20 protein-coding genes are annotated in these 21,189 nt (G+C 36.4%); 5 read left to right on the plus strand and 15 right to left on the minus strand.

Features of this window, described 5'->3' with window-relative positions:
• Window positions 1-2 precede the first annotated feature (2 nt).
• Genes N7603_RS00505 through N7603_RS00550 form a run of 10 tightly spaced genes read right to left on the minus strand, consistent with a single transcriptional unit; the run spans window position 3 to window position 13,960 of the window.
• Complete coding sequence (locus N7603_RS00505) at window positions 3-1,490, minus strand: ABC transporter substrate-binding protein (RefSeq protein WP_262095353.1); 1,488 nt, start codon at window positions 1,488-1,490, stop codon at window positions 3-5.
• Window positions 1,487-3,766: a glycoside hydrolase family 65 protein gene (locus N7603_RS00510; protein WP_262095354.1), complete on the minus strand. Its 2,280-nt coding sequence runs from the start codon at window positions 3,764-3,766 to the stop codon at window positions 1,487-1,489. Before N7603_RS00510 ends, N7603_RS00505 begins: the two co-directional genes overlap by 4 nt.
• A gap of 3 nt (window positions 3,767-3,769) precedes the next feature.
• Window positions 3,770-4,909: an SGNH/GDSL hydrolase family protein gene (locus tag N7603_RS00515; protein WP_262095355.1), complete on the minus strand. Its 1,140-nt coding sequence runs from the start codon at window positions 4,907-4,909 to the stop codon at window positions 3,770-3,772.
• The gene (locus N7603_RS00520) at window positions 4,910-7,303 is read right to left on the minus strand and encodes a hypothetical protein (RefSeq protein ID WP_262095356.1); all 2,394 of its coding nucleotides are present in this window, start codon (window positions 7,301-7,303) and stop codon (window positions 4,910-4,912) included.
• Window positions 7,304-7,350: 47 nt separating this feature from the next.
• Window positions 7,351-8,244 (minus strand): hypothetical protein, encoded by an 894-nt coding sequence (locus N7603_RS00525; RefSeq protein ID WP_262095357.1) that lies wholly within the window; start codon window positions 8,242-8,244, stop codon window positions 7,351-7,353.
• A gap of 6 nt (window positions 8,245-8,250) precedes the next feature.
• Window positions 8,251-9,231, minus strand: coding sequence for a hypothetical protein (locus N7603_RS00530; protein ID WP_262095358.1), 981 nt, complete (start codon window positions 9,229-9,231; stop codon window positions 8,251-8,253).
• Entirely contained in the window at window positions 9,228-10,040 is an 813-nt protein-coding gene (rhaD, locus tag N7603_RS00535; RefSeq protein ID WP_262095359.1) for a rhamnulose-1-phosphate aldolase, read from the minus strand. The genes N7603_RS00530 and rhaD overlap by 4 nt, the downstream gene beginning before the upstream one ends.
• Window positions 10,037-11,281: an L-rhamnose isomerase gene (locus N7603_RS00540; protein ID WP_262095360.1), complete on the minus strand. Its 1,245-nt coding sequence runs from the start codon at window positions 11,279-11,281 to the stop codon at window positions 10,037-10,039. Before N7603_RS00540 ends, rhaD begins: the two co-directional genes overlap by 4 nt.
• Entirely contained in the window at window positions 11,278-12,729 is a 1,452-nt protein-coding gene (locus N7603_RS00545) for a rhamnulokinase (protein ID WP_262095361.1), read from the minus strand. The genes N7603_RS00540 and N7603_RS00545 overlap by 4 nt, the downstream gene beginning before the upstream one ends.
• Window positions 12,719-13,960 carry a Gfo/Idh/MocA family protein gene (locus N7603_RS00550; protein ID WP_262095362.1) on the minus strand — a complete coding sequence of 414 codons (1,242 nt, stop codon included), beginning with the start codon at window positions 13,958-13,960 and terminating at the stop codon, window positions 12,719-12,721. Before N7603_RS00550 ends, N7603_RS00545 begins: the two co-directional genes overlap by 11 nt.
• 183 nt (window positions 13,961-14,143) lie before the next feature.
• On the opposite strand from N7603_RS00550, the gene N7603_RS00555 reads away from it, so the two are divergent.
• Window positions 14,144-14,905: a DeoR/GlpR family DNA-binding transcription regulator gene (locus N7603_RS00555; RefSeq protein WP_262095363.1), complete on the plus strand. Its 762-nt coding sequence runs from the start codon at window positions 14,144-14,146 to the stop codon at window positions 14,903-14,905.
• 10 nt (window positions 14,906-14,915) lie between these two features.
• Window positions 14,916-15,749, plus strand: coding sequence for a hypothetical protein (locus tag N7603_RS00560; protein ID WP_262095365.1), 834 nt, complete (start codon window positions 14,916-14,918; stop codon window positions 15,747-15,749).
• Between the two features lie 40 nt (window positions 15,750-15,789).
• Here the strand turns inward: N7603_RS00560 and N7603_RS00565 are convergent, their stop codons facing one another.
• The 3 genes from N7603_RS00565 to N7603_RS09145 all read right to left on the minus strand — a co-directional run bounded on the left by N7603_RS00565 (window position 15,790) and on the right by N7603_RS09145 (window position 17,663).
• On the minus strand, window positions 15,790-16,494 hold the full coding sequence (locus N7603_RS00565) for a hypothetical protein (protein WP_262095366.1): 705 nt from the start codon (window positions 16,492-16,494) through the stop codon (window positions 15,790-15,792).
• 104 nt (window positions 16,495-16,598) lie between these two features.
• Window positions 16,599-16,982, minus strand: coding sequence for an aminotransferase class IV (locus tag N7603_RS09140; RefSeq protein WP_506737411.1), 384 nt, complete (start codon window positions 16,980-16,982; stop codon window positions 16,599-16,601).
• Window positions 16,983-17,012: 30 nt separating this feature from the next.
• Complete coding sequence (locus tag N7603_RS09145; protein ID WP_262095367.1) at window positions 17,013-17,663, minus strand: branched-chain amino acid aminotransferase family protein; 651 nt, start codon at window positions 17,661-17,663, stop codon at window positions 17,013-17,015.
• 245 nt (window positions 17,664-17,908) lie between these two features.
• Here N7603_RS09145 and N7603_RS00580 point away from each other — a divergent pair, with 245 nt between their 5' ends.
• From N7603_RS00580 to N7603_RS09060, 3 genes are read left to right on the plus strand one after another with little or no spacing between them, the layout of a single operon-like run.
• Window positions 17,909-18,307 (plus strand): IS110 family transposase, encoded by a 399-nt coding sequence (locus N7603_RS00580; protein WP_262095368.1) that lies wholly within the window; start codon window positions 17,909-17,911, stop codon window positions 18,305-18,307.
• 5 nt (window positions 18,308-18,312) lie between these two features.
• Window positions 18,313-18,801, plus strand: coding sequence for a hypothetical protein (locus tag N7603_RS00585; protein ID WP_262095369.1), 489 nt, complete (start codon window positions 18,313-18,315; stop codon window positions 18,799-18,801).
• Window positions 18,771-19,082, plus strand: a complete 312-nt coding sequence (locus tag N7603_RS09060) for a transposase (RefSeq protein WP_373425328.1) — start codon at window positions 18,771-18,773, stop codon at window positions 19,080-19,082. Before N7603_RS00585 ends, N7603_RS09060 begins: the two co-directional genes overlap by 31 nt.
• 585 nt (window positions 19,083-19,667) lie before the next feature.
• Here the strand turns inward: N7603_RS09060 and N7603_RS00590 are convergent.
• Window positions 19,668-19,811: a hypothetical protein gene (locus tag N7603_RS00590; protein ID WP_262095370.1), complete on the minus strand. Its 144-nt coding sequence runs from the start codon at window positions 19,809-19,811 to the stop codon at window positions 19,668-19,670.
• A gap of 140 nt (window positions 19,812-19,951) precedes the next feature.
• Window positions 19,952-21,049, minus strand: coding sequence for a non-hydrolyzing UDP-N-acetylglucosamine 2-epimerase (wecB, locus tag N7603_RS00595; RefSeq protein WP_262095371.1), 1,098 nt, complete (start codon window positions 21,047-21,049; stop codon window positions 19,952-19,954).
• Window positions 21,050-21,189: the final 140 nt, after the last annotated feature.

Genomic DNA, 21,189 nt, shown 5'->3' on the forward strand with positions numbered 1-21,189 from the left:
CCTCACCATTTAGATTCGTCGTACTCGTTTTCTATTTTGAGTGCTTGAATCGTATTTCGAATTGTTTGTGCCAAAGAACGAGCTACTTCTTCGGTGGTTTTAACCTTATTATCAATATCTTGTAAGCTCTTGATGAATGCTGTGTTATAAGCATAACCTAACATAGCCCATGAATTTACAGAACCCCAATATACACGGCTACCTGTGTTTACGGTTGCTTTATCTTGGGTATAAATCTCTAATAAATCTTGAAGGTATGGTGCGATGGCAGTCTCTGAATCTGGATTCAGTGGAATACCACCTTTTAAATCACCGATTAAACGATTATTATTCTGTGGTGCTGTTAAAAACATTAAGAAATCAACTGCGCCTTCAACTGTACCTTTTTCTACTGCCGAATTAGTGATAAACCACGGTGTTGCAAGTCCAGCAACACCTCGAATCGACGGCGAATACGCATGTTGAGTGGTTGCTGTAGTTAGGTCAGGATACGGCATGACACCCCATTCAAAATTGATGTTCTTATTGATGGATAACTTACGGATTTCCCTACCTGTTACTTCAACCATGGCCAAATTGCCGTTGACAAAATTCGTATGAGCATCATAGCTTTGCCAATTTTGTGGGTAAAACTCTGTCTTCATCTTCGTGACTTTGATGTATTCATAATAACGATTATCCACTAAAGATGCGCCTGAACCTATCGCATTTACAGTTGGGTTCCAGATGCCTTTTTCAAAGGCTCTGACAAATTCTTCCGTATCGACTTTACCATTGACTGTTAGCACATCTGCAAGCGGTAAAATATCAGAGAACATCGTAGATTCTAAAACAATATCATACCATGTGTAAGTCGTAGTATAGGCTTCTTTATTAGTCTTGGACTTAATATCGCTTAAAGCCTGTAAAAACTCTGCATAGGTTTCAGGTACTTTGGTGATGCCCGCTTCTGCGAGGATGGCTTTATTATACATAATGCCCACCGGTACTTTTTCTAACGTGATGGTGTAATAATTGCCATCACTTGCCATATTTTGGGCAAGTTCCTCAGGAATATATAAATCCTTCCAGGCTTTATTCCCTGAAACATATTTGTTTGGTTTATTTAAATACTCATTTAAAACGACATAGTAATCTTTACCTAAATCCATGTTGACAACCGTTCCGTTTTGATAGGTAATATCTGGGGCGGTCTTATTGTTTAATTGTGGCACTAAGATGGCTCTATCGCCATTAGAAGATGTTTTATTGATTTCAATTTTGTATTTCGGATTTAACTTTTCCCATTCTCTCGCCAATACTTCTAATGTATTATAAGGAAATGGATTGGCTTCACTTGGGGTCATGAGTGGGGTTGTATTGAAGTTACCAATATCGCCACCCCCATCAATCACGATGGTTTTTACTTCACCTACACCGCCATTACCGTTACAAGCTGACACGATTACTAGCGATAGTATTAAAGCAACTAGGGTCAAGACTTTTTTCATATTTGATCCTTTCTCATACCGGTTAGTGGTATGATGGTTTTCTTTGTGTGTTCGAATGTTTGTTGTTTATAAACCAATCGGAGTGGGGATGTACAATAAATCGTTACAGACTCTTTAGACAACTCCGCTTTGACTAGTTTACCTTGATACATGAATTCCATTTTAACGTTCCCCCAACGCTCAAAATACGTTGGGTTTAATTCTAAGTAATTGAGGGCTGGTTTAAAGCCAAATAAACCTCTAAATACTGAGTACCATCCACCAGCCATACACGCAGCGTGTAAGCCTAAATGGGCTTCTTTGTGGTGGTCGATGATGTCAATAGCGACACTCTTATACCAGTAATCATAAAACTTATCACACTCTTGATGGTCTATCGCTGCGATGGCGTGAACTGGGTAGGTGAGTGAAGAGGAGGCTTCACACATCTTTTCATAGTATTGCCAGTTTCGTTCATAAGAGACAGGTCCTAATGGTAAATCGATGTAGGTAAATAGCATGATGACATCCGGTTGTTTGATGACTTGAGATTCATGGTAAAGGCCTGATTGTTTCATTTGGAAACTCTTGGCTGACCCATTGCCAGTCACTTCGAGGGTTTCTTTTAAATTGAAGTACCCATCAAACTGTGGAATATAGCCATCCTTGGTAATGCTTTTTTTAATCTTTAAAGAGACTTGTTTTATTTTGTCGAGTAACGGTTTTTGAATACCATACTTATCCTTTAAAACCTTGTTTCTTAACCACTCAACAGTTTCTCCTAATACATAGGAAACCATAAAGTTGGTATAGGCATTGTTGTTGATATAAGGGTGGTGTTCATCGGTACCTGTGACGTTATTTAAATCGTAGATATCCTCATTTTCATTATACTGAACTCTTTGGATAAAGTACTTGGAAATTTCTAAAAGCATCTCTACCCCATAATTCACCATAAACTCATGGTCTTTAGTTACGCGGTAATAGGCGAGGATTGCGTAGGCGATATCCGAGTTGATATGGATTTGCATAAACGGGTGTCTTGCATAAGCCCATACTTTCTCATCCCCTAATACCGATGAACAAAACGCATAACGTGCGCCATCAATGCCTTCTTTTTTCGCATTTTTAACGGCTTCTTCTAACCGGTTATACCGATACATCAAGATCGATTTCGCCGCTTCTGGTTGTGTCATTAAATACACAGGAAATTGGAATATTTCAGCGTCCCACCATACAAATTGATTGTATTTTTCACCGGTTAAGTTTTTCGCACTGACGCTATGAACTTGGTCATAACGGTCTAGTGAAATGAGAGTTTGATAGTTAGCATATTGAAGTAAGGCTTCATCTTCTTTATGGTCAAGTTCAATATTCATTCGTGTGAATGCTTGAACATAGGCGATTAGGTGCTTTTGATAGTGCGAACTATGGGGTTGTTCTTTCACTTCTCTCATTGCCTGATGATTAACACTTGCAAGTTCGCTTTTCAACAGTACATCTTGGGTCATATGAACCACAATCGCTTTTTTGATGTGGATTACTTTTTCTTGTTTCGGATGTATACGTTCAAAATGACAACCGGTATCATACATCCATTCGGATGATTCTTTTTCTACTTCATTGTGAATGGAAATCGCTGTTTCAAAATGATATTTCTCTCCAATACCAAACAAAAACTGACCTTGATCATAATCGAATGATTTTAGTTTGGATTTCTTTTGTCCGTTTGTTTTAATGAATGTATCTAACCCACTATCAATCACAACATCGAGGTTATGATTGAGTTTTTCTAGGGTTGCGTGAATGAAATAGTGGTGGTTGTCTTTAAATGAGGCGAACCGTCTAAAGGAGAGTTTGGTTAAATGACCTTCTAAGTCATTCCAAACCACTTCTCTGATTAAACACCCATCGTTGGTATCAATGTATCTAACCCACGATTCAATCTTACCTTCCCAAGGGTAAAAGGTATGCCCCCCAATGGTAAATCTTAAGAGTAAAATATCCGCAAAATTAATACACGAATCTTGAGTCTCGAACTGTTTCGCTTCGATCTCATTGATATAGTATTTTCGCATATACATATTATCGATATAAATTTGAGGAATCTCGATGATTTCATCGATTAAACCTCGGATGTACGCGCCTTGAACATTCAAAGAACCGAATTCTTCAAATGATCCTCTGATGCCAAAGTACCCATTCCCTGTGGTAAATAGCGCAGCATTTCTCGCTTCTTCTTTCATTTCATAAGAAGCTTCAATTAAACTGTTGTGATTTGCGCTATAAGTTAACATCTCTTATCCCTCCAACACTCGAATGAGTCCTGCTGCATAGATTCTAACTAAAAAGTCACTCGGGTGGTTGATATTATTCGCGAGAATATCTACACCCTTTTTGGTTTTATAAAGCTCTTCAGTAATACTACCCATATCGAGTAACGCCACCCCGTATTGGTCTTTTAACGCTTCTAACTCAACTAAGTAATTCTTTTGACCTTGGTTTTGAATGGATAACGGATTCGCATAAATAGTTTGAATCAAAATAATATCCGCAACCGGGTGTCTGGATTGAATTGAACGAATCATAAATTCAATGTGTTCTCTATAGGTTAATGGAGAAACCCCTAAAGACCCATCATTCATCCCAAACCCAATGATGACTAAATCAGGGTTATAGTCATTGACGAGGGTATCGACATTGTCTTTTCCCCACGAAGCCAACATACCACCCTTAGCGGTGTTGATTAAGCTGACTTCTGAATCATATTTATCTTGGATGTAATTGGTAAATAGCGTTCCAAAATCGTCCAAATAGGGTTTGATGCCTAAGATGCCTGAAGCGTTCGCTCCGGTGGAAATCGAGTCTCCATATAATACGACATTTACTGCTTCACCAGCATTTATTTTTTTAGTAAATCGCGCCAATGCATCCGCTTGATGGGCAGGTGTAATGCCTGCCCATGTGGATGCGTGTTTATACGTTACGGCGATTTGATGCATGACAATCCCAATGCCTTCAGTAAAGATAATTTGTGTGCCTGGGGCTTTCGCTTGATAGGTACTAAAAGCGTACTCTTCAGGTAAGTTTTTTCCAGCCAACTGTTCAGATGTTAAATAGGGCATCGTGGAAACATCGGTTCTAATGAGGGTGTTATCTCTAATTTCATATTCTTTTGGATCATATTCTTTATCAAGCGTATAATCTCTTACAGATATGATTTCAGTGGGTGTAAAGAGTAACTTACCGGATATTTCCGAACCGTTATCTTCTAAGACAACCGTTTCATTATAGATGATTTTATCTTTCCATACGTTTACTAACATTTGTTTTTCTCCATACTGATAGCCTAAGTCTTTTTGACAAGCACTCAGAATAAAACTGGTAAAGAGTAAGCTGATAAACAGGATTAAGTGCTTATAGATTACTCTTTTGTTCATTTAGATACCTTTTTTCTTAAATACGAAGAAGGCAGCTGCGGCTAAGAGGATGACCCCGCCACCAATACTTAAGGATAAGACTAAAGCACGGTTAGAAGATTGTGGCGCTGCAGGGGCTGCTGTGATGGATAAAGCAACGCTTGCTGACCCACCCGCTGTTTCAATCTTAATTTCGTGTTCTCCAGCTTCAAGTGTTTCTAAGAAGCTTGATTTAAGTTTAAGAACGTTGTTTGCATAAGTGTAGTTTGCACCATCAACAACCACACCATTCACTTTCACAGTGTAGGTTAAATCTCTGTTATAGAATTCGATATTCTTATCGGTTAAGGATTCAAGTTCATAAGATAGCGTTGTTGTTAATACATGCGGTGCTGGTGCATAAGCAACGGCTAAGGATTCAGAAAGTGGGTTTTTACCATTGATTAAGGATACGCTTAAGGTATTCTTAGAAGCATTGGTTCCACCGGTGGCCGCTAAGTATAAATAACCTGTACCATTGGCTAAAGATGTTTTTAAGGATCTTGTTGTGATAGTATCACCAGTCATCACTTGGCCGCCTATGGAAAGTTTTAGATATTCATCTGTGACCCCAGAGACTGTCTTCATTTCGGTTGAGAAGTCAATGACTATTTCATTTGATAAATCTATCGTTAGGGTCGCTGTACGTTTCGCATCAAAAAAACGGTTAGAATATAGGCTTAACATATAAATTTCAACTCTCGCTTGATTTGCGCCATCAGGGATAATCAAGAAGAATAAGCCTTTATTGTTTTGTACAGAAGCATCATCGGCAGTTGAGAAGATTTCTGGATTTTCCATAATACCAAAGCTAATCCATCCACCAGCTTCTACTGTAATGGCAGAAATGTCTAAAGTCATCTTGAAGTTTCTGACATCAAGTGCTTCAAGTTCATAGAATAAACCATTGTTGCCTTCACCTAAACCAGAGCCTAGGAAAGTCGCTTCAATCTTATTGTTGTTTTCGATGACATAGGTGTTATCGCCAACAATCCAACCTTCTAAGGTTTGGGTTGCTTCAAGCAATACAGCTTCAGCAGCGTCAAACGCATCATTGAATTCAATTTGGTCTACTTCTGCTAATAAGCTGATTAAGTTATTTGAAACGCCTGCTTTCGCATCGAGGGCTGCGTTGACTTTTGAAATATCTGATAAGTCTAATACAGAGGCTTCGAAAGCATCGATTTGAGTTGAAACTAAATCGTGAACCTTAGAAATGATTAATGCATCGGCGTCTTCAATTCTACCGGATAATGCTGTGAGTCTTGTAAGTTGTTCTGGGGTAAATTCACTTGAATCTACGGCTAATTCTTTTGTTTGGGCTGTTTCTAATTGGGTGATAGCTTGATTAGCTGTAGCAAAGTTGGTAATTAAATTGACTTTACCTTCTAGGTTGACTACGGAAGCTTCAAGTTCATCTAAGACGATGTCGCCACCAAGTTCAGTGATTGCTGCTTCAAGGGTGTCTTGAGCCGCGTCATAGCGTGCTTGGTAATAATTCTTGTCATATGATTTCAATGAATCAAAGTTAATGTTCGCGTTGATGGCTTGTGCAGCTTGTACATTCGCGATCACGGATAAGTCTTCTAATAATGCGGCTTCTAAAGCGACTAAGTTTGTTTTGAAGGTGTCATAAGCACCATCTTCTGCATAATACGCTCTACGGCTAGCATCCACAACATAATTCGCGATTAAGGTTTGAATCGAACCATCGATGTTTAATCCACCAACTAGGAAATAAGAGTTCGTCTTATCTGCGAAGTTTTGATAGAAAGTGGCTGAAGCGACGGTGAATACTTGACCATTGATGGTCACATTCACATTGGTGCCTACTTCTTTGATCGATACGGTGATCACATCTTCTAAAGCGACTAATTGATAGCCTTTCCAGTTCGCATCTTCCCAATCCCCTTGTTCAGCCAAAATGAATTCTGGTAAGGAAATGTGGTGTGTGCCTGAACCTACTTGGATAGCGACTAAGTATTTATTAGCGACTGTGGTGTGCTTAACAAATTCAATCGATAAGACTGCACCATTACCACTGATGTATGAACCTTGTGGTCCAAAGAACGTGATTGCTGCTGTACCTGGGTCCATATAAGTTAAATCCAGTTGCATTTCAAAATCGGTTGCGTTAAATGGGGTTCTAAATCCAGCTCTTAAGCCGAACCCTGTGGTTAACGCCATTGCGACACCTTGGTCGCCAATACGGGATGCACCAAAACTACCTGGTTGCCAATGTGAATAGAAATCCGTTGTGGTTGATTCTACACCAACGACTGGTGGATTTTCTGGTAATACGGCTGCTTTAGCTTGCTTTGCCATCATCATAAATGCTAAAACAACGATTAAACTGAATGCTACGATTTTTTTCATGGTTCCCTCCATATATTTTTTACAACTGTCTCAGTTGTTGAATCGACTTATTTTAATACTGCTAATGCGCTAACGCCTTGGATGTATGATTTAACATCAAATCGTCCAGGCAGTTCCCATCCAAAATTCATATAACCTATTTGATAGTTTGCTTGATCATGTTTTTTTAAATACCCGTGGTCTAAGGCATACTGTTTGGCTTTTAAGACAAACGGTAAGATATCCACTACAATGTGATAGGTTTTTCCAAATTGAATGGGTTCTTTTAAGTAGTTTCGATTGGACATCGAGTAGATGAGTCTACCGGTTGTACCAATCCCTCCCTGGTCGACATGCATCGACTCTTCAATGAATGGATAACGGTTATCATAAAGCGGTATACCAAACCAAAAGAATTCTTTGAAGTTGCCATAGCCCTTAGAACCTTCAATCCCTGTATCGTGAATCACGAAATACCATAAAAGCTGTGCAGCATGTAGGTTAGGGTTAAATAAACCGAGGTTTTCATCTTTAACAGATTCAATGTTAAAAGTGAGTTTTAAGGTGAGTGATTTTAATTCATCTACTGAGACGCTTTGTTCAAAGTCTTGTTCAATGAGCAAATGACTCCATGGTTCACTACCGTTTTTTCTAACCCCATTAGGGTATTCTTTAGATCCGCTCAAATCCATCTTGAGATACCCTGTTTTGGGATTCACTTCAATGTGTCTTGAAGGGGTGTCATAGATATAGTTATCTAATACTTTTTTGCTAGAAGATTCACATAAATCAAATGGCGTCCACCACTGGGCCATCTGCCAGATTGGCCTATTGGTGGGATTGGCTTCGCCTTGATAATCTAAGTGTTTGTAAATCTTTCTGTGATTGATTGTTGGATTAATCCCAAGCACATGAAATCCTGTTTTAAACTGTGGGTCAGTTAATAGTTCGATTGTTTTCATAGATACCTACTTTTTAATCGCTTTAATGGAGATACCTCTAAAGGTTGAGGATACATCAAATGTCCCTGGGAGTTCCCAACCTAAATTCATATACCCAATTTGCATGTTTTGATATTGTGCATTGACTAACGCATTATTATTAATCGCGTATAGGAAAGCTTCTTGTAAGTAAGGTAAGACATCGATTTCGATATGATAGGTTTTACCCATTTGGATTTTCTCATCAAAATAGTTTCTTGATGACATTGAGTAGATGAGTTTATTGGTGGTTCCTGGACCACCTTGGTCAAGGTGAGCGGACTGTGCAATAAAGTCTGTTCTATTATCAAAGATTGGAATGCCAAACCATAAGAAATCGCCACGGGTACCCACTTCATTTGGATTACTATCTTCAGGTACCACGTTTTGTAAGGTCAAATACCATAACAGCTGTGCGGCATGTTTTCCTGGGTCATAGGCTGAACCGGTTAAGTTTTCAACCGAATTCACGGTGACCTCAAGTCTTAAGATGAGTGCGGATAATTCAGACATCCCCACCGATTCATTGAAGTTTTGTTCAATGAGGGCGTGTGTCCATGGTTGACCGCTTTGTCTTGGTTCTGAGTATTCTTTAGAGGCTTGTAGATCAATTCGTAAGTAACCATTGTCACTAGGGTTCATATGTAATGTTCTAGATTCTGTTTGATAGGTATGAACACCATTCACTTTTGAATAGGTTGAATCAGTGACATCATGAGGTGTCCACCACTGAGCCATGTACCAAACATTTCTGCTTGAAGGTAAGGCTTCTCCGTTATAATCCAAATGTCTTTGAATGGTTCTACCATCTTCCACAGGGCTGATTCCTAGAAGCTGAAAGCCGGTTGAAAAAGTTGGGTCTTCTAGAAGTTCTATCGCACCTGTGTCATCGATGATGGGTTCATCTTTTTCTTTACATCCGGATAACAACACTAAGGATAAAATCAATATGCCTAAGACCTTTTTCATTTGATAAATGCCTCATTTGGTTTGACGTTAAAGGCTTTCGCAAGTCTCAATAAATCTTCATCCGAAATGAGTTTATGGTTACTAAATGGTTTAATGGTTAAATAGGTCATAGCGGCTTTTTCCACTGTTTCAACTAAACCAAAGGTTGAGTCGAGTGTGTCGCCACAGGCGACTACACCATGAAGTGGCCATAAGACGATTTTGAATGTTTTAAATTTGTCTGCTGTGTTTTTTCCAATGATGCCATTGCCGGGGATTTCCCAAGGAATAATACCAATACCCTCAGGGAATATGATGATGTTTTCGGTGTTTAAACCCCATAACGCTTTTGAGAATGTTTTTTCATCTAGCTCTGTAATCGCACTCATCATATTGGTGTAGGTTGTGTGGGTATGGATGATGACGCGGTGTGTTGGGTCGATTTCAAGTCTAGAGATGTGTGAAGCTAGGTGTGTAGATAATTCAGAGGTCGGTCTTTCGGTTGGTTTTAATCCCCAAAGGATTTCCACATGATCGCCATTTTCAGTGACTTTTACGATACAACTGTTCGCTTCAGGGTGCTCTTTGACATTTTTAAAATACTTCCCTGACCCGGTGACTAATAGGTATTTCCCCGCCAACGCTTTCGCATTGATTTGAAGTGGGTACAATCTTCCTGGTTTCGATAAGTCTAAGTAAAGGGATAGCTCAGCTTGATCTAGGATGAACGAAACGTTCCCCGCATTTCTTTCATCCCAACCAAGTAAATACATACGGTCAATGACATTCGAGAATTCTTGGATAAACTTGGATTCTAATATGTTTTTCATAGTCTTTTGCCTTTCATGGTCGCTTCATAAGCTTCGATTTGCTTCAAGAAGTCGATACCCACTGGTTTTTGTTCGGTCTCACAAATATAGTCATAGACCAGTCCAAATGGTAGTGCTTTTAATTCTTCGGTGTAGATGAGTCTTTGTGTATAGTTTTGTTCTAATTCAATCTTTTTAAGGAGTTCTTTGGGTTCAAGTAAGGCTTTTAATAAGGCCTTTTGAGTATTTCTAATTCCAATTACCCAAGCAGCGATCCGGTTGATTGAGGCGTCGAAGTAATCTAAGCCTATCGATGTTTTCTTTAATAAATCATCCCTGACTAACGCTTCAGCAACCCCGATTAAGTCATCGTTTAAGGTAACGACATGGTCTGAATCCCATCTCACAGGTCTAGATACATGGAGTAAGGTATGATCGACGAATAATGACATGGATGATAGTTTGTCTGATACTTGTTCTGTTGGATGGAAATGACCTGTATCCAAACAAATGCCTAGATGATGTTTGGTTGCGTATCCTAAATAGAATTCATGAGAACCGGTGGTGTATGATTCTGCCCCAATTCCAAAGAGTTTCGATTCAAGTGTGTCCTTTACGTGAGGTAATTTGGTTTGGTAGATGTCATCGAGTGATTCTTTTAATCTGACTCTAGGGGATAATCTTGAATACGGAGAATCTTTATAACCATCTGGGATCCAGAGGTTACAAACCGTATCCGTATTCAAGGCTTCACCGAAATAGGAGGCAATCTTTCTCGATTGTTTTACATGCTTGATCCAAAAGTTTCTAACGGTTTCGTCACTTGAAGAAAGTGTAAACCCAGATTTAGCCATTGGATGTGAGAATAGGGTTGGATTAAAGTCAAGTTTGACATTATTTTTTTTAGCCCATTTAACCCACGACTCAAAGTGTCTTGGTTCAATTTCATCGAGTCCGATGGATTCTTGGGTATCGAGATATATAGCATGTAAATTCACTCTGTGTTGATAAGGCACTAAGCTGAAGACCATTTCTAAGTCTTTTCGTAGTTCTTCGAGGGTATTCGCTTTATAAGGGTAGTTTCCCGTTACAGAAATCCCACCAGAGAGGGCTTCTTTACTATAAAAGCCTTTGACATCATCGCCTTGCCAGCACTGGATGGAGATGGGTGTGTGTTTGAGTGTATGGATGGCTTGATCGATATCCACGCCGTAATTGGCGTAGATTGATTTAGCTAAGTTATATTTTTCTTTTTGGGTCATTTGTTTCTCTCCTTTAGGATGGTTTGATACTTTTGGTAGATGCTTGATAAATCGGTCTTGGGTTTAAAAATCCTATTTTTTTCTTTCGACAAGTCTTGTTTAGTAAACCCTGTATATTTGGATTCGTGTTGAACTAACGCATTTCCAATGGAGGTTGCTTCTTTATCCCCTTTAATTACGTTTAATCTTGTGATATCAGCGGTCATCTGATTGATGAGGTCATTCTGCGATCCACCGCCAATGATGTTGATTTGTTTGGTTTTGATGTTCGTTAACTTTTCGAGAGTGTCTAGGTGGTGTTTATATTTACAAACCAAACTGTAATTGAATAAGGCTAAATATTGAGATAACGTTTTAGGTGTTTCTTGATTGGTTCTAATGCAGTAGTATTTGATTTTATCGAGAATATCGATACCTAGTTCAAACTCAGGGGCATCTAAATCGATGATGGAATCAAAGTATAGGCTTTGTTTGATGTCTTCATCAAGTACTCTATAATCGATATTGTCTAGTTTAAAGGCTTCAATGATTTTGTTTTTGATCCAAAAGCCAGCGATATTTTTTAAAAATCGAATTTGATGAAGATACCCTACTTCATTGGTATAAGAGGCATTGTAGGTATCTTGGTTAATCAGTGGTTTATCTAAGACTTTACCGATTAAACTCCATGTACCTGAAGAAATATAGACATCCTCTTTATTTACTTGAGTACTATGTACCGCAGACGCGGTATCGTGTGTACATACCGCGACGACCGGTACTTTTTTAAGTTGATATTTTAAGACTAAATCATCTTTGAGATACCCATAGGTTTCACCTGGGTAAATGATCTTGGGTATAAAATCTGGGTTAAATCCCATCTGGTATAAAGTATCAATGATATTTTTTTGATTCGGGTTATAGAAACTGGTTGTGGAGAGATTGGTTAATTCTACTCGCTTGATACCGGTTAGGTAATAAGCGATTAAATCTGGGATCATCAACCAGGTATCGGCTTGTTTTAATAAGGCTTGTTCGTATGTTAAGTCATAGGCAATCTGGTAAATCGTATTAAATCGTAAGTGCTGGATGCCAGTGAGCTCATATAAGGCTTCTTTTGAAATCTCTCGATTGATTAATGATTCTCCCTCTCGTGTTCTTTCATCACGGTAACATACGGGGTTTCTTAGTAATAAACCCTCTTTACTGAGATAACCGTAATCTACACCCCACGTATCAATCCCAATCGATTCGATATCGGGTTCGATTTCAAAGGCTTTTTGAATACCGTACATGATTTCATTAAAGATCTTTTTAAAATCCCATACTAAAAGAACCTCTTGTTGGATCGGCTGATTTGTAAAACGATGTACTTCTCTTTGTTTAATTGAATTTCCTACCGTGATGATGATGACGCGTCCAGAAGACGCGCCTAAATCCACGGTTAGGTAATGATGATTATCGTTCATAATCGCTCCATGATTTGGATGTATCGATGACTAAACCCTGATTAAGTCGGGATTCTTCCGCATCGAATGCTAAATAGTGACTTTCTACTGAATAGTTGATGTCTGTTAAAAATGAGGTGTTATCTCTCACAGCTCTTACGAAATCGATGAGTAAATTCTTATCTCCACCGGAGTGATAAGAAAAATCATCGGTGAGTGTTTTAATGTCGATGGTAAAAGGTTGTTTACCGTAAGGCAGGACGGTGATGAGATTATCCTCTAAATCACCGATGAGTTCTGCTTTGGTTCCTTTAATCTCAATACGACGGTGGGTATTGTAGGAGAATCCTGTCATAGTGAAGGATGCGGATGAATAATCTTCGAATTGCATATTTAAGACTTGGTGATCGACGACGTTATTGTCCATATCATAGACACAACGTCCGTAATTTAAGTTTCTATTAGATAAAACCTTTTTGGCATCGGTATCTAAACTGAAGAAAGCCATCCAAGCTGGATTTTCTTCATAAAACTTGACTGCGTTAAACGGGCAATCTACTTTACAGTCAATACAGTTTTTAGCAGCACCTTTGGGCATGTTTTCTTTTTTAAAATAGTGGAGAGTGCCAAAGGATGAGATTTTCTCTACCCTTTTACCAACTAGGTATCTGATGATATCAATGTCATGACAACTTTTCGCTAGGATCATTGGACTTGAGGTATTTGAATTGTGCCAATTACCTCTCACAAAGCTATGAGCGTAATGGAGATACCCAACGTTTTCTGTTTGGTGGAGGGTTGCGATAGAACCCAACACACCTTGGTCAATGAGCTTTTTAATCTCATTGTAAAAGTGTGTGTAGCGTAATACATGCGCAACCGCTACTTTACGGTTTAATTGATTGGCTAATTGTTTGATTTCAAAGATGTCTTTTTTACTTAAGGCGATGGGTTTTTCGAGTAAGATGTCATAACCCACTTCTAATGCTTTTAAAGCATGTTTATGATGATCTTGGTCCATCGTTGAGATGACCAATATATCAGCGAGCTTACCAGCCTTCATGAATGAATCAAAATCGCCATAGATTTGATTTTCATTCAATCCATAGGTGTGTTTCATCCATGTATGTTTGTTTATATTGTGTTCACAGGCAGCCACCAATTGGATTTCATCAGGAAAATCTTTAGCCACATTTGAAAATACAATCCCACGTTGGCCAAACCCTAGTACAGCTAAAGTCATTTTTTTCATCTTTGTTTCGTCCTTACTAAATATAAATATAATCGCGTTGTTATCGCTGGAAACGGTTTCATTTGGTTCATCACAACTATAACAGTTATGGCGGATTAAAGTCAACTAATGAACGTTATCTTGACAATTAGTCACGATAATTGTAAAATTCAGTCATATTCAGTCACATTTTTGGAGGAATCTATGATACTAAATGAACGTCAACGAAAAATTTTCGAAATTATCAAAAAGGAAAAGACGATTTCGAATAAGAGTCTACAAAACAAACTCTTTATTAGTGAATCTACCTTAAGAAGAGATTTAAATGATATGGAAAGACAGGGGATCATTCATAGAACCCATGGTCATTCCTCTTTAATTGAATCATCATCTAGAGAATCATCTATATTAGTCCGAGTTCAAACCCAGGTAAAAGAAAAAAACAGCATCGCGGTAAAATGCGCGACGCTATTAGCGAAGAATGAGTCTTATTTTGTGGATTCTAGTTCCACAGCTGGGTATGTACTACCGCTATTAGATAATCTACCTAATGTTACCGTTATTACCAATGGGTTAAATAACGCAGCGATTCTTACTCAAAGCCCTAATGTCAGAGTCTATCTACCTGGGGGTATTATTTATAACAATACAAACTCAGTCCTTGGGATAGATACAGTGAACTATATTAAGAACTTTAACTGTAACGCTTTTATCTTCTCTTGTGGAGGTATATCCTTAGCCTCTGGTATTACAGAAGCATCTTTAGAACAAGCCTTAGTTAAAAGAGAGATGCTTAATCATTCGAAGGTCCATATCTTATTGGTAGACCATACCAAGTTTGATAAGATCTTCTTATGTAAGACTTGTGAGTTTGAAGATATTGATTATGTCATTACGGATAAGATGCCTAGTGAAGCTTATATTGAGGCTTTTAAAAAGTCAGGGACAACGTTGTTGATTGCATAGGGTGACTATTATGGGGAAAAAATTAGTTGATGAATACTTAAAATATAACTCGATGATGAGTAACCCTCATAAAATCATCATACCGATTGATTATGATAGGCTTTTTTATGAATCCTATATTAAATCGCATAAAGCTGTGCCTATTGATGGTATTGCAGATTATAAAGACTTAGATTATATTTTGATCAAAAATGGCCAATATTCAGTAGCAATTGAAGACATTAAATTTGATGGTTCTTCATTAGGGAAAGGTTCAAAAAATGATAAAGAAAGGTTTTCTATTGAGAGAGATGTAAAAAATCACAAGCTTGAAGAGAGTGATCACTATTGTAATGGCTCCACTTTTCATTATGATTTTTCAATTGAAACTTATATTAATAGATTTAAAGAAAACTTCGATGAGCACTATAAAAAGATTCAGAAGTACCATGAGACATTAAATTCATTTCTAGCTCACAATAATGCAAGCAGTAATGGTAAACTTGGATTTTATCTTCATGACGATTTCTATCAGCCTGTTTTGTATGAAATTAACAATGAAAAACGTGTGTTGTCACCATTGGTTGTTCCCAAAATTTTAATCTATCTAAGGACAAAAAATGATGTTGATTTCGTTATCATTTCGCATTATGGACTTGATAATATTCCATATATATATTTCCTCAATCTTAAGAAAGAATCCATTGATTATTTACTGAATAGAACCGAATTACTACCAGAAAATGCGACATTTACACATGCAGATGCGACACACTATTACGCATCAATAAGTCAATCCATTAAAACAGATATCTCTATCAGCTTCGAAAATTCTACGAAGAAATCCGGTGGGAAAACCATTTAAAGAATTTAAAAATCTACCGCCAAAGTTTATCACCTAAAGGTCATTTAATTTCAATTGATAAAACATCCTCGTAACTCACAGGTATACCTTTATTATCATGTGAATAAGTCATAAATCTTCTATACTTGGGATTATCCCCAAGTGAAATGTATTCTAGGGCTTGTTTTATGCACTTTTGCTGAACATCAGAATTATAACTGTTTACTTTGAATTTAACAATAATCGTCTTAGAATTTGACTGATAAAGTGTCTTATCATAACCGAGTGCATTAATTACATCATTTACAGTTTCACTATTGTCGATAAACAATTCTGAAATGCTATCTCTTAAAGAACCATGTTTTTTAATTAAAAATCCATGAGGACCATCTTTAGTGTCATAAATACGCTTTTTTGTGATATTTCCTAGCTTTTCTTCAATTATTTTCATCATGTCGTCTTTAGTGTGTATTTTGTATAATGATGCAATTTCTTCAAGAATGTTATCATAGATTGATGGTAATGTTTGTATCCCCATATTATAAGATGTTGGATTCAATGTTCTGGAAAAATGAAAGAAGCATACTGACATATTGTTTTTAAAAGTAATGTTGTATTTATCTAATAAGAGTTTCAACTGCCAATCCGATGATTCTAGATATAGGTTTCTAACTTCACTCTTTATTTTTCGAATCATCGTTTCATCAACTTTGAAGATGCTTATAAGAGAATTTTCACAATCCTTTAAATTCTCACAGCTAAGCATACCATAATCACCCCTGTCAGTATTATAGTGATACAAACCAAATAAAACAACCTAATTAAATAAAAAATCTCAGAAACATTTTTCTGAGATAAATTGATAAATATTTATTTAACTATATGTATCCACTCGCGATGTTCCGCAGTGGATTTTGTTTTTATGTCATTTAGTGTATCGTATAATCTTTGAGCAATTGGTCCAATCTTATCAGAAATGTGATAACTAGTGCCTCTATACTCAATTAAACCAACAGGTGATATAGTAGCTGCAGTGCCTGTACCAAATACTTCTTTGATTTGATTATGGTTAATATAATCAAATAACTCTGTGTAAGTTATATCTTGTTCTAATACTTCATATCCCCATTCTTTTAATAAGGTAATGACAGAATCCCTAGTGACACCCGCTAAAATCGTACCATCAAGTATAGGTGTGATGACTTTGTTTTCAAAAGCAAACATGATATTCATCGCACCAACTTCAGAGATGATATCATGATTTTTACCACCTAACCATAAGACTTAATTATAGCCTTTTTCGTTAGCTTCTTTTTGAGCTAGTAAAGACATGGAGTAGTTAGCAGAACATTTTACATCGCCTGTACCACCAAAGAATGATCTTGAATATGTGGGATTAATACTAATAGATACAGGTTTTAATCCATTAGGATAATAATGACCTACAGGAGATAATATAATGATGAACTTATAAGTGTTACTTGGATGAACACCTAATACCTCATCGGTTGCAAACATAAAAGGTCTAATATATAAAGATGTACCTTCTTCTGTAGGAATCCAATCCTTATCTACTTTAACTAATTCAGAAATAGCTTCAACAAAGTCATCTTCTTCGATATAAGGCATCGCCATACGGATACAAGACTTCTTAAATCTTTTAGCATTCTCATATGGACGAAATAAAACTATTACGCCTTTTTCATTTAAATAGGCTTTTAAGCCTTCAAAGACACTTTGTGCATAATGAAAAACACTAGTAGATGGACTTATAGATAAATCATCAAATGGTACTATTTGAGGATTAGTCCACCCATTAGATTTGTTGTAGTCCATAGTAAACATGTGGTCGGTGAAGTACTTTCCAAAACTAAGAATAGAATAGTTCGGTCTTGATTTCTTAACACTTGAATAATCGATATCAATTTTCATCATTATTACCTTGTATACTCAGTTTATGGTTATAGTAGTGAAGTGAGTATACATATCCTTTCTGAATATCTACTATAATCTAATTAAGGCGCCGTGGATTTTTTTCATTTTGTTAACGCTAGATGTTTATAAGAGGCAACTACCACGGCTCTTATTTTTAACTTTCAATGAGTTAGTTAGAGCAAGACGCTTTATCACAAGGTTAAAGAAATAAGAGACTCGTGAAAACTAGCGCTAAATAATCGGAGGTGAAAATCAAGTTCCATGTAGGAATAGATATCTCAAAATTCAAACACGACTACTTCATAGCTACGGATGCAGGCGTGAAAATAAGTGCGTTCACATTTATGAACGATTACGAAGGATTCCAAAAACTCAAAAATGAGTTAAGTGTCTTAGGTGATCCAAAACAAATAAAAATCGGTTTTGAGTCAACTGGACATTATGGAATCAATTTGAAATCATTTTTATCTAGTTTAGGATATACCTATCTAGAGTTTAATCCTCAATTAAAGAGTCAGTTTTCGAAGGCTACTACGTTAAGACGGACTAAAACTGATAAAATTGACGCTAAATTAATAGCAACCATGTTAGGCCAGTTTGACTACAAACCTTACATAGCAAATTTTACCACAAAAATGAGTTAAAAGAATTGATTAGACAACGAGATAATTATCTAGAAATGAAATCGAAACAACTCGTTTATCTAACAAACGTATTAGATAAGTCATTTCCAGAGTTTAAAGGGTTTTTCGATAATAAATTGGGGAAAACACCACTATACATCTTAAAGATCTATAAAAACAAGGAAAAGATATCCAATTTAACCATGAGTCATTATGATACACTACGGACACTATCGATGGGTAAATTCAGCTATCCAAAGTTCTCAAAACTAAAATCATTAGCACGTACATCGATTGGTAATTCGAGTAAATCGTATGATCTTCTCATCGTAACTATTATTCATCACTATGAGGAGTTAGTTAAGATTATTGAAGTGCTCGATCAGGAGATTGAAGATCTTTACTTTAAAACCGATTCATTCATTCATACCTTACCGTCCATCGGCATCAGACAGCAGCAACCCTTTACGCTGAAATTGGAGATATCAGTCGTTTTTCCAATCCCGGACAACTAACCGCTTATGCTGGTCTAGATGTTAAAATTAGTCAATCTGGTACCACTGAAAAATTTGGCAAAATCGTTAAACATGGATCATCACTGCTTCGAAAATATCTTTTCATGTACGCTTTTTACTCATTGAGATATATACCACAAATCAATGATTACTATTATGTAAAGAAAAATCAAAGCAAACACCATAAAGTGATTTTGGTGAACATCTCCAGAAAACTGATTAGAATTATCCATCACATTGAGACCAATAAGGTTCCGTTTGATATAAACAAGGTCGTATAATAAGTAGCTAATTATACACTTCATATTCCGAAATTAGCCTTACTCAAGGTTTTTTTCTATTTACTGATTTAAATCTATTGACTTCTAATAGTTAGTCTCTTTACCTGCTTTGATTCCAATTTACACCAGTTCTTCAGTGAATTTAGTACTTGGAAGAAGTTTCATCTCTTCAATTTCTTTAACATTTAAATCAAATCTATCAAATTATGTTTGATATGCAAACAAATTGATAAAACAAAACCTATTAAAAAATCTTCATTTTTCTCCGTATACATCCAATAAAAATAGTCTAAATGTTCAGTATACCACTTTTTCCAATCATCATTTCGAATCACAAGTGTAGCATCTTCATCCAATTTAAAACACTTCAAAAGTCTATTTTCTATTTCATCTCTTTTTAGTTTTGCGCCATTTGATTTTAAAGGAGATTCTTCTAGAGAGGGATTAGAATATAGCAATAAATATTTTGCTTTCAGAAAATTGCCGTTAATTGGTAAAGGAAACTGATAATGTACTAACGGATCATTTTCGTTATTAAATTCTGATAATATCCGCTTTCCTATTAAACTAATTTTTACTTTGAATTTAATTCACATCTAAATCTAATATTTTCCTATTATTTTTTACTATGATACTCCCTTTTTCCCAAGGATTATAGAGGTTTGTTTTTTCAATCGCCTTCTTAATAGCTATTTTTGTTTTTACGATTCTCATTTCATATTCATCCATAATCAAGTTCTCCTTATTTTTCTTCTTTATTAATACCTTTTGTTTGACAGCCCTTTCAGAGACATGTTTACAACCAAAAGGGGCCGATAATATTTTATAAAATGTTATTTAATTAACTGTGTTCAAGATAAATACTGAGTTTATAAACTTTTTTCGAGTATATCCGCAATCCTTTTGCTAGCTAATCCATCCCCATATGGATTGCTGGCTTTTGACATCTTATCATATTCGTTTTGATTTGTTAATAATTGATTAAATGCATTGTAAATTGCTTCTTCATTAGTTCCAACTAGTTTTAATGTTCCAGCTGCTATACCTTCAGGTCTTTCTGTTGTGTCTCTCATAACCAATACTGGTTTACCAAGTGATGGTGCTTCTTCTTGTATCCCACCACTATCAGTAAGTATTAAATAAGAAGCATTTAAAAAGTTATGAAAATCTACTACTTCTAATGGTTCAATTATTCTTATTCTATCATTGCCAGCTAAAATACTATTAGCTGTTTCTCTAACTACAGGATTCATATGAATTGGATAGATAGCTTTAATTTCTGGATGTTCATTAATGATACGTTTAATCGCGTTAAACATATGTTTCATTGGTTCACCAAGATTTTCTCTTCTATGAGCAGTAATCATTATAAGTCTTGATCCTTCTGCCCATTCAAGCATTGGATGGGTATAATCTTTTCTTACAGTGGTTTTTAAAGCATCAATGGCTGTATTACCAGTAACATAGATACTATCAGACCCTCTATTTTCATTGATGAGGTTTTGTTTAGCTAATTCAGTTGGAGCAAAATTATATTTAGCAATTATTGATACTGCTTGACGATTAAATTCTTCTGGATATGGTGAATAAATATTATGTGTTCTTAAGCCTGCCTCAACATGTCCTACTGGGATTTGTAGATAAAAACATGCAAGCGCAGTAACAAAAGTGGTACTGGTATCTCCATGGACTAATACTACATCTGGCTTTTCTACTTCTAATACTTCTTTTATTTTATTTAAAATATTAGTCGTAACATCAAATAGCGTTTGTTTTTCTTTCATAATAGAAAGATCATAATCCGGTACAACTTTAAATGTTTTTAAAACTTGATCTAACATTTCTCTGTGTTGCCCCGTTACACAAACAACTGTTTTAATACTCTCTCTAGTTTTTAACTCATTAACTAAAGGACACATTTTTATTGCTTCTGGTCTAGTACCAAAAACCAACATAACTTTTTTCATAATAAATCTCCTCGTATAATATGTAGTGTAGATTTGGGATCAGGCCCGGCTACATATTGTTATTTATAAGTTTGAAGTCCTAGTGTTATAATCAAGTCAAGATATAACCTGAAGAATCCGCTATTGCTCCTTGCACATCA

The organism is Paracholeplasma vituli, assembly GCF_025446935.1.
Taxonomy (GTDB): domain Bacteria; phylum Bacillota_I; class Bacilli_A; order Acholeplasmatales; family UBA5453; genus Paracholeplasma; species Paracholeplasma vituli.

Coding starts and splice junctions, on each gene's coding strand:
- N7603_RS00505 (WP_262095353.1), bottom strand. CDS start 1,490: ATGAAAAAAGTCTTGACCCTAGTTGCTTTAATACTATCGCTAGTAATC.
- N7603_RS00510 (WP_262095354.1), bottom strand. CDS start 3,766: ATGTTAACTTATAGCGCAAATCACAACAGTTTAATTGAAGCTTCTTAT.
- N7603_RS00515 (WP_262095355.1), bottom strand. CDS start 4,909: ATGAACAAAAGAGTAATCTATAAGCACTTAATCCTGTTTATCAGCTTA.
- N7603_RS00520 (WP_262095356.1), bottom strand. CDS start 7,303: ATGAAAAAAATCGTAGCATTCAGTTTAATCGTTGTTTTAGCATTTATG.
- N7603_RS00525 (WP_262095357.1), bottom strand. CDS start 8,244: ATGAAAACAATCGAACTATTAACTGACCCACAGTTTAAAACAGGATTT.
- N7603_RS00530 (WP_262095358.1), bottom strand. CDS start 9,231: ATGAAAAAGGTCTTAGGCATATTGATTTTATCCTTAGTGTTGTTATCC.
- rhaD (WP_262095359.1), bottom strand. CDS start 10,040: ATGAAAAACATATTAGAATCCAAGTTTATCCAAGAATTCTCGAATGTC.
- N7603_RS00540 (WP_262095360.1), bottom strand. CDS start 11,281: ATGACCCAAAAAGAAAAATATAACTTAGCTAAATCAATCTACGCCAAT.
- N7603_RS00545 (WP_262095361.1), bottom strand. CDS start 12,729: ATGAACGATAATCATCATTACCTAACCGTGGATTTAGGCGCGTCTTCT.
- N7603_RS00550 (WP_262095362.1), bottom strand. CDS start 13,960: ATGAAAAAAATGACTTTAGCTGTACTAGGGTTTGGCCAACGTGGGATT.
- N7603_RS00555 (WP_262095363.1), top strand. CDS start 14,144: ATGATACTAAATGAACGTCAACGAAAAATTTTCGAAATTATCAAAAAG.
- N7603_RS00560 (WP_262095365.1), top strand. CDS start 14,916: ATGGGGAAAAAATTAGTTGATGAATACTTAAAATATAACTCGATGATG.
- N7603_RS00565 (WP_262095366.1), bottom strand. CDS start 16,494: ATGCTTAGCTGTGAGAATTTAAAGGATTGTGAAAATTCTCTTATAAGC.
- N7603_RS09145 (WP_262095367.1), bottom strand. CDS start 17,663: ATGATGAAAATTGATATCGATTATTCAAGTGTTAAGAAATCAAGACCG.
- N7603_RS00590 (WP_262095370.1), bottom strand. CDS start 19,811: ATGGATGAATATGAAATGAGAATCGTAAAAACAAAAATAGCTATTAAG.
- wecB (WP_262095371.1), bottom strand. CDS start 21,049: ATGAAAAAAGTTATGTTGGTTTTTGGTACTAGACCAGAAGCAATAAAA.